Consider the following 13,595-nt stretch of genomic DNA (forward strand, 5'->3'; position numbering starts at 1 on the left):
CCGAGCAGGACCGCACCCTCGCCGAGGCGACCAGGCCGACGTCGACCGCTGGCTGGGGGAGGTGCCAGCACCCGCCACCGACTACGGGACTTCGTGCGCTGGGCACACCAGAACGATCTCGCCGCCGACCTGCACGTGTCCTGGCTCGGCCGCGACGGTCTGCCCGAACACCTCCTCGGCGACCACGAACGCTGGTCCGCGCTGCGCCGGTGCCTGACCCACGACGACCTCGACCTGCGGGTGCGGGTGGCCGCTGCCCTCGTTCTGCTCTACGGCCAGATCCCCACCCGCATCGTCGAACTCACCACCGCCCATCTCAGCACCGACACGCGGGGCGACAGCTTCCTGCGACTGCACGACCGTCCTGTCCTGCTTGCCACACTGATCACCGAACTCATCGACAGGCCGGGTCAGCGTCGTTCCGCCGCGCTCGCCCCGTCGACGGCACCGGCCCGGTTGTTTCCGGGCAGGCGCCCCGGCTCCACCTCGATCCCGGTCGGCTCGCACTCCTGCTGCGCACGGCCGGGTTCACGGTGCGGTCCGCCCGCGGGGCGGCGCTGGTGGCACTGGCCGTCGACCTGCCCGCACCCGTGCTCGCCGACCTCCTCGGCATCTTCATCGGTGCCGCGGCCCGGTGGTGTGCACTCGCCGCCCGCGACCACGCCGACTACCTCGCCGCACGCACCGCACATCCGCCCCGGTGACACCACCTGCGGCTCAGGTCTTCGCCCGATGTTTTGTGTCAGGCCTACCCCTTGGCCTCACCGGTTACAGGCCCGACGAGCCCGAAAGCGGAGGTACCTCATGGTCACCGCCGCACCGATGCTGCCAGGGACGCCCGCCTCCACGACGGGCCGCGAGGCCGCGCAACTCGCCCTGATCGGCCGGCCGCAACCGATCCGGGTCCCCGAACGGCTGTGGCGGTCCTGGCTCGACGACCCCACTGTTGTGGCGCGGTTCGAGGCGAAGACCTACCGGCGCCCGGGTGGCCGGTGTGGCTCGGCAGCGTCTCGTCCACCGGGCACGGCTCCTTCCGTGCCGCGAGCCTGCCCGGCATGTCTCGACGTGGCACCGTGCCCGCGCACGTTGGTTCGCCATGAGGACCGTAACGGAGCGTTGGGCGTGCGGGGACGGATCGTCGAGACGCACCTCGACCTCTGGGAGCGGGCGCGATCCCCGGGAGCAGCTGGGCACCCATCCCGGGACCGGGGCTGACCGCAGATTCGGGGTTGCGTGCAGGCGGGCATGCCCATTCTCGTCCGCGCGCCCCAAGGGCGAGAATATCGTTGGTTGCAGCACTGCACTCCGGGCCCAGCAGGGACCCGTGAGCGTTCCGACGTCCGGGAACGGGATGTGAGTGGTCATGGTGGAGCGAACGGGTGTGCGTCGCGAGGTTCTCCCGATTCCGGATCGGCCCTACCTCGGTCTGGTCACCTATGACGCCAAGGATCCAGACACGACTTTCCCCCCGATCGAACCCCTGCTCCCTCCCGACGGTGCGCCGAACGTGCTCGTGGTCCTGCTCGACGACGTGGGGTTCGGGGCCGCCAGTGCCTTCGGCGGGCCGGCGCACACCCCGACCGCGGAGCGCCTGCAACGCGACGGCCTGACCTACAACCGATTCCACACCACCGCATTGTGCGCACCGACCCGGGCGGCGCTGCTCAGCGGCCGCAACCATCATTCGGTCGGGATGGGCATGATCACCGAGACCGCGACGGCGGCGCCCGGTTCGTCGGGGTTGCGGCCGAACACGAAAGCCGCGTTGCCGATGACGTTGAAGCTCAACGGGTATTCGACGGCGCAGTTCGGCAAGTGTCACGAAGTGCCGCCGTGGCAGACGTCCCCGATCGGCCCGTTCGATGCCTGGCCGTCCGGGGGCGGCGGCTTCGAGTACTTCTACGGGTTCATCGGCGGTGAGAACAACCAGTACTACCCGGCGCTGTACGAGGGGTTCGCGCCGGTCGAGCCGGACAAGACCCCCGAGGAGGGTTACCACCTCACCGAGGACCTGACCGATCACGCCATCGACTGGATCGGCACCCAGAAGTCCCTGGCCCCGGACAAGCCGTTCTTCGTCTACTTCGCTCCCGGCGCCACCCACGCCCCGCACCACGTGCCGCCGGAGTGGGCGGACAAGTACGCCGGCCGGTTCTCGGGCGGGTGGGACGCCCAACGCGAGGCCACCGTCGAGCGGCAGAAGCAACGCGGCGTCATCCCCCCGGACACGGAGTTGACCCAGCGACCGGACGCGATCCCGGCCTGGGACGACATGGACGACGCCCTCAAACCGGCGCTGGAGCGTCAGATGGAGGTCTACGCGGGGTTCCTCGAGCACACCGACTTCCACGTCGGCCGCCTCATCGACGCGATCGAGGAACTCGGTGCCCTCGACAACACCCTGATCTACTACATCATCGGCGACAACGGTGCCTCCGCCGAGGGCACCGTCAACGGGGCGTTCAACGAGATGGCGAACTTCAACGGACTCGCCGCCATCGAGACCCCGGAGTTCATGGCGCAGGTCAAGGACAAACTCGGCACGGCCGACGCCTACAACCACTACTCGGTGGGCTGGGCGTGGGCAATGTGCACGCCATTGCAGTGGACCAAACAAGTTGCCTCGCACTGGGGTGGCACCCGCAACGGAACCATCGTGCACTGGCCGGCCGGCATCGCCAGCAAGGGGGAGGTGCGGTCGCAGTTCACCCATGTCATCGACGTCGCGGCGACGGTTCTCGAGGCCGCGGGGCTGCCCGAGCCCACGTTCGTCAACGGGGTACAGCAATCCCCGCTCGAGGGCCCGAGCATGCTCTACAGCTTCGACCAAGCGGATGCGCCGGAACGGCACGATCTGCAGTACTTCGAGATGGCCGGCAACCGCGGCATCTACTACAAGGGCTGGAGCGCGGTCACCCGGCACAGCACCCCGTGGCTGCCGAACGAGCAACTCCCCCCGCTGGACGAGGACGTGTGGGAACTCTACGACGGCAGCGTCGACTGGTCCCAGTCCCACGACCTCGCAGCCGAGATGCCCGAGAAACTCGCCGCTCTGCAACGGCTCTGGTTGATCGAGGCCGTGAAATACAACGTGCTCCCGATCGACGACCGCCGCTTCGAACGCCTGAACGCGACCATCGCCGGCCGACCGCAACTGGTTACCGGGACCACACAGACCCTGTTCCCCCGGATGCGGCGGCTCAGCGAGAACAGCGTCATCGACGTCAAAAACCGGTCCTTCTCGGTCACCGCGGCGATCGAGGCACCGGAGAACGGGCCCACCAACGGGGTCCTCATCGCTCAGGGCGGCCGCTTCGGCGGGTGGGCCCTCTACGTCAACGACGGGCGCGCCAAGTTCGTCTACAACCTCCTGGGCATGAAGGAGTTCGTCGTCGGCGCAACGGAAGACCTCACCACCGGCAGTCATCAGGTCCGGGCCGAATTCGCCTACGACGGAGGAGGCCTCGCGAAGGGTGGGAATGTGACCCTCTTCTACGACGGCCGCGAAGTGGGCGCCGGCCGGGTCGAGCAGACCCAGCCGTTGATCTTCTCCGCCGACGAGACCACCGACATCGGCGACGACTACGGGACACCGGTGAGCACCGACTACCACGACCCCACCGGGTTCACCGGCCGCATCCACGTCGTCCAGATCGACGTCGGCACGGACGACCACTCCCACCTCATCGACCCCGCAGAAGTGGTGCGGGTCGCCACGTCCCGCCAATAGGCGGGGCGCTCCTGTCGGCGCGGGAGTAGGTGCACCTCGCGCCTCGACGATTCTCAACCTGACCCTGGGTGATCGTCGCTGCCGCGCGGCCTTTCCGTGTGGACTGACCGCGGTTGCTCGGGCCTGTTCGAGTGTCAGGTGCGTGCCGGCTGGGCGGGATGATGAGCTGTCCCGACCGGCGAGGGAAGGGATCGAACGATCGTGCCGAGACGACCCGGTTCGGGTATCGCACGGGCCGGTACCACGGTCGTACCGGATATGCCCGGGCCACGCATGAGATGCGCCGGTCTGACCCACGTGCTACGGGTGGAGGAATACCGCACCTTTCGAATACCGCACCCCACCAGTCTTTATGCCGCCAGTCTGCCCGGTCCCCCCTCCGCAGCACCGTCCCGGCGCACGTGTTCGCCTACCAACTCGAATACGGCGTCATCCCGCGGCTGGGGTGGTCCGGTGCCGACGACACGGTGCTGTGTCACCAATGCGACTTCGCCGGTTGTGTCAACCCTCATCACATGCGTTTGGGCACCAACGCCGTCAACCGCACCGAATGCCACCTCCGGCGCCGCAACCTCGCCAGCCCCCTCGCCGACGTCCGCGGCCCGGCCGGGCGCATCCGCGCAGTCGCCGCCGCCGTCCGCACCGGCCTGTCGCGCGGCCACACCACCAAGCAGATCGAGGAACGGATCCGGTGCGCCGAAGACGCCGGACTTCCTCTCACGCTGTGGTAATCACCGGCAGACGCCCCCGCGCGAAGAACGGATCTACAGGTTGGATCGGGGACTCGTGCCCTCGTGCTCAACGTGCAGCTTTCCCGCGATCGGGTGTCTTCCGAATCGAGACCGCCGAAGCAACAGCCACACCCGACAAGTTGGGTGGCCCACTTCAGGATTTCGGGGTGTAGTGGGACATTCTCTGGACGTAGTTGTCGGCGTTGTGTCGTATCTGCTCGAGTTCGTCCGGAGTGCATGTGCGCCGAACTCTGCCGGGTATGCCCGCGACGAGTGAGTTCGGTTCGATGACGACGCCTTCGGGCACCAGGGCACCGGCCGCGATGATAGTCCCTCGTCCGATTTTGGCGTGGTTCATCACGATCGCGCCCATACCGACCAGGACGTCGTCGTCGATGGTGCAGCCGTGCAGGACGGCATTGTGTCCGACGGAGACGCCGGAGCCGATGGCCAGCGGGGCTCCTGGGTCTGCGTGGAGTACGCATCCATCTTGGATGTTGCTGCGCGATCCGATGGTGATGCGGTCCGCGTCGGCGCGTATGACTGCGTTGTACCAGAGGCTGCTTTCGCCGCCGAGGTGTGCATCGCCGATGAGGGTGGCGTTCGGTGCCACCCATGCGGTAGCGGCGACGGTGGGCCTGTGCCCGTTGATGGTGATCGGGGTCGTCACGCGAGGACCTTTCCGGGGTTGAGGATGCCGCGCGGGTCGAGGGCGTTCTTGATGGCGGTCTGCATTGCCTGGACCGGTGGTGGCAGCTCGCGGGTGAGACCGCTCATCTTGAGTGTGCCGATGCCGTGTTCGCCGGTGATGGTGCCGCCGAGGTCGAGCGCGACGTCCATAATCTCCTCGAACGTGCGGTGCGCGCGGGCTTTTTGGTCGGCGTCGCCGGGGGTGGTGACGATAAGCGGGTGGAGGTTGCCGTCGCCGGCATGGGCGATGGTAGCAACGAGGGTGTCGTTGCGGTGGGCGATTTCCTCGACCGCGGCCAGCATGGCGGGCAGCTGGTCTTTCGGGACGCACACGTCTTCGGTGAGGACGTTGCCGAGACGTTCGACCGCAGGATAGGCGAGTTTGCGTGCAGCGAACAGAGCTTCGGCTTCGGCGTCGTCATTCGATCGCATCGCCCAGGCGGCGCCGGCGCTGGTGAAGCATTCCGCGATCGCGTCGGCTTCCTCGGTACCGGTGTCGCCAGGGGTGTCGGTGCGGGCGAGGAGCAGGACGGTGGCGTCGGTGGACAAGTCCATTCGTTTCCACTGGTCGATCGCTTCGAGGCAGTGGCGGTCCATGAGTTCGAGGGCGGCCGGGGTGAGTCCGGCGCGGGCGATGGCGCGGACAGCGTTTCCGGCGTCGACTGTGGAGTCGAAGGAACCGACGATCGTCGTTGGTGGTGCCTGCATGGGGCGCAGGCGGACGGTGATTTCGGTGACGAGGGCGAGGGTTCCCTCGGATCCGGTGAGAAGTCCGACCAGGTCGTACCCGGCGACGCCCTTGGCGGTTCGGCGGCCGACTGTGGTGAGTTCTCCGGTCCCGGTGACGATCTCGAGCGCGAGCACATAGTCCCTGGTGACGCCGTACTTGACGCAGCACAAACCTCCTGCGTTGGTGGCGACGTTCCCACCGAGGGTGGACCAGGGGGAGCTGGCGGGGTCGGGCGGATACCAGAGCCCTTCGGCGGCGCAGGCGGCCCGCAGATCGTCATTGATGACACCGGGTTCGACGACAGCGAAGCGTTCGAGGGTGTCGATCGTCTTGACTCGATTCATCTTCTCGAACGAGATCACCACCGAACCCTCGACGGCATTCGCCGCTCCGGCCAGACCGGTGCCGGCGCCCCGGGCGACGACCGGCACGTGGTGCTCGTAACAGGCGCGGACAGTGCGCTGTACCTCGTCTGTGGTGGTGGGGCGCACGAGCGCGAGGGGGGTGCCGTGGGCTGCCCAGCTTGCCTGATCCCGAGAGTACGTCTCGAGCACAGCGGGATCGGTGGTGGTGCAGGCCGCCGGGAGGGCGTCGAGAAGGGCGGAGGACGGTACGCCGGTGGTCAGTGTGTCGGTCATGCGATGCACCGCGTTTCGAGTCCACCGTCGACTGCCAGGCAGACACCGGTGATGTAGCTGGCGTCATCGCTGGCGAGGAACCGGGCGGCGGCGGCGAGCTCCCACACGGTGCCCATTCGCCCGATCGGGGCGATCGCGTTGCGGGCCGCGACCATCTCCTCCGCGTCGGCGTACTGACCGGCGATCTGACGGTAGATCAGTGGGCTGTCGATCAGTCCCGGCATGATGGCGTTGATGCGGATACCGTGGGCGGCTTCGTCGACGGCGAGGGTGCTGGTCAGATGGTTGACCGCTGCTTTTGTCGCGTAGTACGAGCTGTAGGGCAGTCCGGTATGGCGGACCGCGGCGAGCGACGAGATGTTGATAATGGCACCTGATTTGGCCTTGCGCATGTGCGGCAGCACGTATTTGCAGGAGTGGAAGACGCTGGTGAGGTTGATGTCGAGCGCGCGCTTCCAGTCTTCGGTGGAGAGGCTGACGGGATCTCCCATCTTCGTCACGCCGACGTTGTTGTGCACGATGTCGATGCGGTGGTGTTGGTCGATCACCGTGGCGACGGCGGCGGCTACCGAGTCTTCGGCGGTGACGTCGACCTGCAGTGCGGTGGCCTTGCCACCGTCGTCAGTGATGGCGTCCACGGTGCGGGTCGCTGCCGTGAGGTCGATGTCGCCGCAGATGACGGTGGCACCGGCGCGGGCGAAGGTCATGGCGACGGCGCCGCCGTTACTCCACCCGTCGTCGGCGGTACCCGCCCCGAACAGGAGGGCAACTTGTCCCTCGAGGGATGCGCCACCGGTGTCCCGCGGCGGGGTGGTCTGTCGGAGGGTGTCGGTCACAGGTTGGTCCTATCTGGTTCGGACAAGGCGAGTTCGAAGGTCATGGCGATCGGGTTGTGGCCGCGTACCACCGATCCCGTGTACACGTTGCCGTCGATCGCGACGGCGGCGCAGGACAGCTCTGCCCGTGCCCGGCCGTCGCTGTCTCGGGTGATCGCCCCGTCGAGGTACATCACTTCGGTGGCCGGCCCGGGTGCGGTGATGATCTGTGTGCCCTGGGTGAGGGTGGCGCCGATGAAGGAGCCGATCTTGCCGCGCACGACCGCGTTGTCGAACCCGTGGGTTTCGGCGAGGTCCTCGACGGCGGCGACGATGTCGACGTTGGGGTGGATCCGGGCCACCACCGAGCGCAGCCCGCCCGCGTGTGTCGTGGTGTGGTGCTGCGCCGGTTGTGGTTGGAACACCGGGAAGTTGATCTCCGGATCCGGGGTCACCGTCATGGCGACGTCGTCGGTGGCGTAAAGATCGGCCAGGACACCGGCGCCGAGGAGCACCGAGTCCGGTATCAGGTGCCCGGCACGCATGACCCCGTCGGCGCCGACGAATTGGGCGTGGCAGTGCGCGAAGATCTCGCCGTCACGCTTTCCGATGGTCACCCCGCCCCGGACGAAGGTCGCGGGGCCCTGGCCCCGCCGGGGTTCGCTGAAGGTCGCCACACTGGTACCGGCGTGGCAGATCGAGGGGATGTAGTAGTCGAAGGCTTCGAATGTCCCTCCGCGCAATTCACCGAAGGCGCTGGTGAATCCGCGTGCGAACACCGCGTCGTACAGGGCGGGGAGCAGCGCCTGACCTGCGGGGAGTTCGGTGTCGATGTGGTGGAGGGTCGCCGGATAGGCGTCCACACGCTGGGATGCGGGTGGGCCCGGGTGCTCGAGGCGCGGCACCCCCGGGAGCAGGGAGATGTCGGGGACGGTCACGAGCCGACCTCGCTCGGCCACAGCCCCAACTGGAAGAATTCGTTCTTCAGCAGGGTGGTGGTGACCTTTCCGTAGCCGGAGGTGGGCAGGGTGGGTGCGAATTCGATCCGCTTGGGCACCTTGTAGCGGGCCATGTTCGATCGGCACCAGGTGAGCAGCTCGTCGGTGGTCAGGGTCGATCCCGGCCGCAGCACGCAGAGGGCGTAGCCGACCTCTCCCCAGGTGGGGTCGGGGGCGCCGACGACACCGGCAGCGACCACGTCCGGATGCTTGAGCAGCTTTTCTTCCACTTCCCGAGGGTCGATGTTGGAGCCACCGGAGATGAACATGTCCGAGGCCCGCCCGGTGATGTACAGCAGTCCGGACTCGTCGAGGTAGCCGAGGTCACCGGTGCGGAACCAGCCGTCGCGGAAGGCTTTCCGGTTCGCCTCGGGGTTGTCGAGGTATCCGGCGAATACGGCCGGCCCGCATACGCAGATCTCGCCCCGCTCACCGGCGGCCAGTTCGCGGCCGCCGTCGTCCTGGATGCTGATCGTCATGCCGGTGCGGGCGTAGCCCGCGGTGCCGATGCCGTCCGGTTCGGGTGTCGTGCCGTGCAGTTCGGGTGGCAGGACGGTGATGTTGCCGGTGACCTCGCACAGGCCGTAGTACTGAACCAGCACTTTGCCGAGGACATCGAGGGCGATCCGCTGGTCCCGTGAGGACATCGGGGCTCCCGCATAGACGACGTAGCGCAGGCTGCTGCGTGCGGGATCGTGACCGTCGGCGGCCTGGACCAGCTTGTTGAGGATGGTCGGGACGGTGAACATGGTCGAGACGGCGTGCCGCTCGATCAGCTGCCATGCCTCACCGGCGTCGAGGGAGTCGCTGCCTGTCAGCACGATCGCCGCTCCGCGGGCGACGTGGGTCAGGGCGTGCACCCCGGCGCCGTGCGAGAGCGGTGCCAGCACGAGGGTGGCGTCGCGGTCGGTGAGCTGCGGCATCAGATCGCACAGGTGGTTGGTGACCACGAACGCCATCTGATCGTGGGTGAGCACCGCGGCTTTCGGTCGCCCGCTGGTCCCTGAGGTGAAGAAGTACCAGGCCGGAGTTCCGACATGGACCGGTGCGTCGACGCTGACCGCGTGGGGGAGGTGCTTGTCGATCAGTTCCGCGACGTGGACGCTGCCGAACTGGGCGGCGTCGCGGTCGTCGCCGATCGCCCAGGTTTCGTATCGGTTCAGCGCGTCGGCGTGGGGGGCGCAGGTGTCGTGGCAGATCACCAGGTCCGGTGTGACGAGGTCGGCGAGGGGGGCGACGTCGTCGGGCACCAGCTTGCAGTTGGTGGGGACGATGACCGCCCCGAGTCGCCAGGTGGCGAACAAGACGGTGAGCGTGTCCATGCAGTTGGGGCTGTGGAGCAGCACCACCGATCCGGCGGTGAGTCCGTGGCCGCGCATCGCGGCGGCCAGGGCGCTGACGCGGTCGTCGAGCTGGGCCCACGTCCAGGTGTCGTCCCCGCGGATGACGGCGGGTCGGTCCGAGAGCCGGGCGGCGGCCTGGGTGAGCAGGGTTGCCAGGTTGGTGGTGCGTTGCGGTGCGGTGGTGGTCTCGAGGGCGGACATGCTGGTCACCACCTTTCCAGGATGGAGGCGTAGTTGGTGACGGCGGTACCACCCATGTTGAATACGCCTCCGAGGTCTGCAGTGGGGAGTTGGAAGGTGCCGGCTTCGGCGGTGAGCTGCATGGCCGCGATCGCGTGCATCGACACCCCGGTGGCCCCGATCGGATGGCCCTTGGCTTTCAGACCGCCGGAGCGGTTGATGGGGAGCTTGCCGTCGGGCAGGGCGAGTCCCTCGTCGACCACCTCGTGGCCGCGGCCGCGTTCTGCCAGCCCGAACACTTCGTACTGGATCAGTTCGGCGATGGTGAAGCAATCGTGGGTTTCGATGAAATCGAGGTCGACGGTCGAGGTCGCCGCCTGCTCGAGTGCCCGATTCCAGGCCAGGCGGGCGCCGGCGAACTCGATCGGGTCGCGGCGCGAGAGCGGGAGGAAGTCGTTGGCGTGGGCGCGGGCGCGGAAGGCCACCCGGCGCGGTGCGGCCTGGGCGCGGTCGGCACTGGTGATCACCAGTGCCACTGCGCCGTCGGAGAGCAGGGAGCAGTCCGTGCGCCGCAACGGCTCCGCCACATAGGGGTTCTTGTCGGAGACGGTGTTGCAGAAGTCGAAGCCGAGGTCCTTGTGCAGCTGGGCGTACGGGTTGCTCATGCCGTTGTGGTGATTCTTGGCGGCGATGGCGGCCATTGCCGCGCTCGGATCTCCGTAGCGTTCGGCGTAGGCGCGGGCGATTCCGGCGAAGACACCGGCGAATCCGCCTGTGACGTTCGATTCTTCGGGCCGGTAGCAGCCGGAGAGCAGAATTTCCCCGGCGCGAGGGGTGTCGACTGCGGTCATCTTCTCGGCGCCGATGACCAACGCGACGTCACCGCGTCCGGAGTCGATGAAGTCGCATGCGGCGTACAGTGCGGCACTTCCTGTGCCACAAGCATTCTCGACGCGCATCGCGGGAGTGTGCTGGAATTCGGGCATCGACAGGGACACCAGGGACGCCTGAAAGTCCTGGTCGGAGAAGCCGTTGTTGTAGACGCCGACGAAGATGCCGTCGACTTCGCTGGGCTCCACGTGAGCGTGGGTGAGGGCTTCGGGAACGACGGAACCGATCAGGGCGGTGACGTCGGGTTCGTTCAGTCTGCCGAACTTCGAGTGTCCCCACCCGGTGATGGATGTGCGAGAAGTCATGTTTTCTCCGATATCGGTGTCGCGGCGACAGGGGCAGGTGGCCGCGGTGGTTGTGGTTACAGGGCTGATGATTCGGTGCGCAGGGTGGGAGCGAGCCGGGCGGCTTCCTCCTTGAGCAGGATGGCCAGACGCGCTTGTCGGTCCGGCCCCATCCGGGAGCTGATGGCCGCGATGCTCAGCGCGAGCGCGGGTTCGCCGTGGGAGTCGAGGACGGCGATCCCGATCGCCCACGATTCGGGAACGACCATGCCCTCGTTGACCGCAATGCCGCCGCGCCGGCGGGTGCGCTCGGCTTGCTCGAGCAACCGGTCGGGCGTCAGCTCGGGATACCGCTGGGCCAGTTCGGGCGCATTGGCCGCCATCACACTGGAGGCGACCTGCGGAGGCAGGGCAGCGAGTAAGGCCATGCCGTGCGCCCCGACGCCGAGCGGGTACCGGTCGCCGGCCTGCAGAACGTGACTGCGGATCGGCCACGTTCCCTCCTCGCGATGTACACACACCGAGTGAGTGCCGCGGCGCACCGAGATGAAGGCCGCGTCCTCGGACACCTGCGCGAGCCGCACCACCGAGGCCAGGGCCTGCTGCTGCAGTCCGTGCCGCCGTTCGGCGGCATTTCCGACGGTGTACGCCTCCGGACCGAGCAGGTACCGCCGGTCGTCGGCCTGCTCGAGATAGCCGGTGCTCACCAACTCCGACAGCAATCGGTGCACCGTCGGCTTACTGAGTCCACTCTCCGAGGCCAACTCCGCCAGGGACAGCCCGCCGACACGATCCCAGCCCGCCACCATCGACAGCAGATCGAGAGCGCGGCGCACACTCTGCGAACCAGGAAGGGCGTCCCGGCCGGCGCGAGCCGACACCGAGTCGATGGAATCGTTCCGCATTGTGAAATCTCCCTCGGGGCACGTCGTGCGAGATTGGAATGGATTGGCGGCGCGCTGGCCTGCAAATGACAGTAAAACGTGAGCTGGATCTCGGTCAACAATTCCATAATATGGACCGATTTCCTGCGGCTTTGGCTGCCTGCTTGACGTCACATGCTGGAAGGGAACACAGTCACACCACAGCGTGACTCAGGTCACGCCCTTGGTCTCCTGGGAAGGAGGGCGGTGCAGAACCCGCCAGCACTTCTTCCGCCCCCAACTTGCTCGATGAAAGACAGGACCCGCAATGACTCCGACGTCCGCGGCCGCACGGCCTCCACGAATCGATATCCGACAGGTTCGGTGGGCACGCATCGGTATCCCGCTGTTCGTGACCTACTTCATCTGCTTCATGGACCGAACCAACATCAGTGTCGCCTCCCCGCACATGGCCGACGAACTGCAGTTGAGCGCGGCCGCAATGGGCCTGGTGTTCTCGGCCTTCTTCTGGGGTTACGTCGTCAGCGGGATGCCCGCCGGCGCGTGGGCCGGCAGGGGACACGCCAAGAACATCATCGTGGCGTGCATGTTGATCATCGGGCTGTCCGCGGCCGTGACCGGTGCTGTCCACAACCTGCCGGTTCTGATGGCGGCACGCATCGTCCTCGGACTCGCCGAAGGAGCCATCTTCCCGGCCTTCGCAGTCATGTTCATCAGCTGGTTCCCCTCCCGCGAACGCGGCCTCGCCGTCGCCTTGACGATGTACACCGTGCCGCTGTCCTCGGCGGTGATGGCACCCCTGTCCGGATGGCTGATCGAGGTCACCAACTGGCGCGCGATGTTCATCATCCAAGCCATTCCCGCCATCCTCGTCGCGATCTGGCTATACTTCTCGGCCACCGAGAAGCCGGAAGACGACCCCCGCCTGAGCTCCCAGGAACGGGACCACATCCTCGCCACGCGCACCGTCGAGACCACCGACGAGTCGACCCTGTTGCAGGTGTTCATGCGGCCGGTGGTGTGGTTGCTGGCGCTGATCTACTTCTTCTGGGTCATGGGCATCTACGCACTCACGCTCTGGCTGCCCACCGTCATCGGCGATCTCACCGGACAGGGCTCGTTCCTCGTCGGACTCTTGACGGCCATCCCGTTCCTCGTCGGCACCGCCGCTCTCTATCTGGTCACCAAGCGTGCCGTCGCCAGTGGCCGCTCACTCGGTTCGTTCATCGCACTGCCCATCGCGATCAGCGGCACAGCGATGATCGTCCAACATTTCGTGCACTTCGGAGCGGTTTTCAGTTTCGCGATGCTCGTCGTCGCCGCCGGCTCCATCTACGCAGCCCTCGCACTCTGGTGGACCTGGGTGATGCAGATCGTTCCCCGCAACCAGGCCGGGGCCTCGGTTGGTTTCGTCAACCTCTGCGGAAACTTCGGCGGCCTGGTCGGACCCCTCCTGATCGGTCTGGTCGCCACGTCCGGCAACACCGCCTCGGGCTTCTGGATCATCGGGGTCGGGGTCATCCTCGCCGCCCTGATCGTGGCGATCCTCGACGCCCGGCGAACCAAGTCCAGCGGAGGATCCGACGACGTCGGCCAGCGCACGGCCGATCGTGAACACGCGCCCCACCCACATTGAAGGCGGTTCAGTCGGTGGTGTCCCGGAGTCCGGCAGCGCCGCACC

At 67.2% G+C, this 13,595-nt stretch carries 11 protein-coding genes and 2 pseudogenes; 5 read left to right on the forward strand and 8 right to left on the reverse strand.

Annotation, left to right across the window (positions count from 1 at the left end):
• Positions 1–81: 81 nt before the first annotated feature.
• Positions 82–357: a hypothetical protein gene (locus tag CJ177_RS32530; RefSeq protein ID WP_143548731.1), complete on the reverse strand. Its 276-nt coding sequence runs from the start codon at positions 355–357 to the stop codon at positions 82–84.
• Positions 358–533: 176 nt separating this feature from the next.
• Between CJ177_RS32530 and CJ177_RS47575 the strand changes: the two genes are divergently transcribed.
• The 4 genes and pseudogenes from CJ177_RS47575 to CJ177_RS32545 form a co-directional block, all read left to right on the forward strand.
• The gene (locus CJ177_RS47575; protein WP_179443329.1) at positions 534–704 is read left to right on the forward strand and encodes a hypothetical protein; all 171 of its coding nucleotides are present in this window, start codon (positions 534–536) and stop codon (positions 702–704) included.
• A 118-nt stretch (positions 705–822) separates the two neighbouring features.
• A pseudogene (locus CJ177_RS32535) lies at positions 823–1,088 on the forward strand (hypothetical protein); the annotation flags it as partial.
• A gap of 275 nt (positions 1,089–1,363) precedes the next feature.
• Positions 1,364–3,730 carry an arylsulfatase gene (locus tag CJ177_RS32540; protein ID WP_025432654.1) on the forward strand — a complete coding sequence of 789 codons (2,367 nt, stop codon included), beginning with the start codon at positions 1,364–1,366 and terminating at the stop codon, positions 3,728–3,730.
• 345 nt (positions 3,731–4,075) lie between these two features.
• Positions 4,076–4,461: pseudogene (locus CJ177_RS32545) on the forward strand (hypothetical protein); the annotation flags it as partial.
• A 154-nt stretch (positions 4,462–4,615) separates the two neighbouring features.
• Here CJ177_RS32545 and CJ177_RS32550 read toward each other — a convergent pair.
• Genes CJ177_RS32550 through CJ177_RS32580 form a run of 7 tightly spaced genes read right to left on the reverse strand, consistent with a single transcriptional unit; the run spans position 4,616 to position 11,935 of the window.
• A complete protein-coding gene (locus tag CJ177_RS32550) occupies positions 4,616–5,131 on the reverse strand; it encodes a gamma carbonic anhydrase family protein (RefSeq protein WP_095869499.1) in 516 nt (171 codons plus the stop codon).
• Positions 5,128–6,519, reverse strand: a complete 1,392-nt coding sequence (locus CJ177_RS32555; RefSeq protein WP_095869500.1) for an FAD-binding oxidoreductase — start codon at positions 6,517–6,519, stop codon at positions 5,128–5,130. Before CJ177_RS32555 ends, CJ177_RS32550 begins: the two co-directional genes overlap by 4 nt.
• Complete coding sequence (locus CJ177_RS32560; RefSeq protein WP_095869501.1) at positions 6,516–7,355, reverse strand: SDR family NAD(P)-dependent oxidoreductase; 840 nt, start codon at positions 7,353–7,355, stop codon at positions 6,516–6,518. The genes CJ177_RS32555 and CJ177_RS32560 overlap by 4 nt, the downstream gene beginning before the upstream one ends.
• Positions 7,352–8,272 (reverse strand): PCC domain-containing protein, encoded by a 921-nt coding sequence (locus tag CJ177_RS32565; protein WP_231914109.1) that lies wholly within the window; start codon positions 8,270–8,272, stop codon positions 7,352–7,354. The genes CJ177_RS32560 and CJ177_RS32565 overlap by 4 nt, the downstream gene beginning before the upstream one ends.
• On the reverse strand, positions 8,269–9,876 hold the full coding sequence (locus CJ177_RS32570) for an AMP-binding protein (RefSeq protein WP_257014776.1): 1,608 nt from the start codon (positions 9,874–9,876) through the stop codon (positions 8,269–8,271). Before CJ177_RS32570 ends, CJ177_RS32565 begins: the two co-directional genes overlap by 4 nt.
• A 5-nt stretch (positions 9,877–9,881) precedes the next feature.
• Positions 9,882–11,051 carry an acetyl-CoA acetyltransferase gene (locus CJ177_RS32575; RefSeq protein WP_005246701.1) on the reverse strand — a complete coding sequence of 390 codons (1,170 nt, stop codon included), beginning with the start codon at positions 11,049–11,051 and terminating at the stop codon, positions 9,882–9,884.
• Positions 11,052–11,107: 56 nt separating this feature from the next.
• Positions 11,108–11,935, reverse strand: coding sequence for an IclR family transcriptional regulator (locus tag CJ177_RS32580; protein ID WP_037180826.1), 828 nt, complete (start codon positions 11,933–11,935; stop codon positions 11,108–11,110).
• A gap of 286 nt (positions 11,936–12,221) precedes the next feature.
• Here CJ177_RS32580 and CJ177_RS32585 point away from each other — a divergent pair, with 286 nt between their 5' ends.
• The gene (locus CJ177_RS32585) at positions 12,222–13,550 is read left to right on the forward strand and encodes an MFS transporter (RefSeq protein ID WP_095869503.1); all 1,329 of its coding nucleotides are present in this window, start codon (positions 12,222–12,224) and stop codon (positions 13,548–13,550) included.
• Positions 13,551–13,595: the final 45 nt, after the last annotated feature.

It is taken from the genome of Rhodococcus sp. ACPA1, from assembly GCF_002300195.1.
GTDB classification, from domain to species: domain Bacteria; phylum Actinomycetota; class Actinomycetes; order Mycobacteriales; family Mycobacteriaceae; genus Rhodococcus_F; species Rhodococcus_F opacus.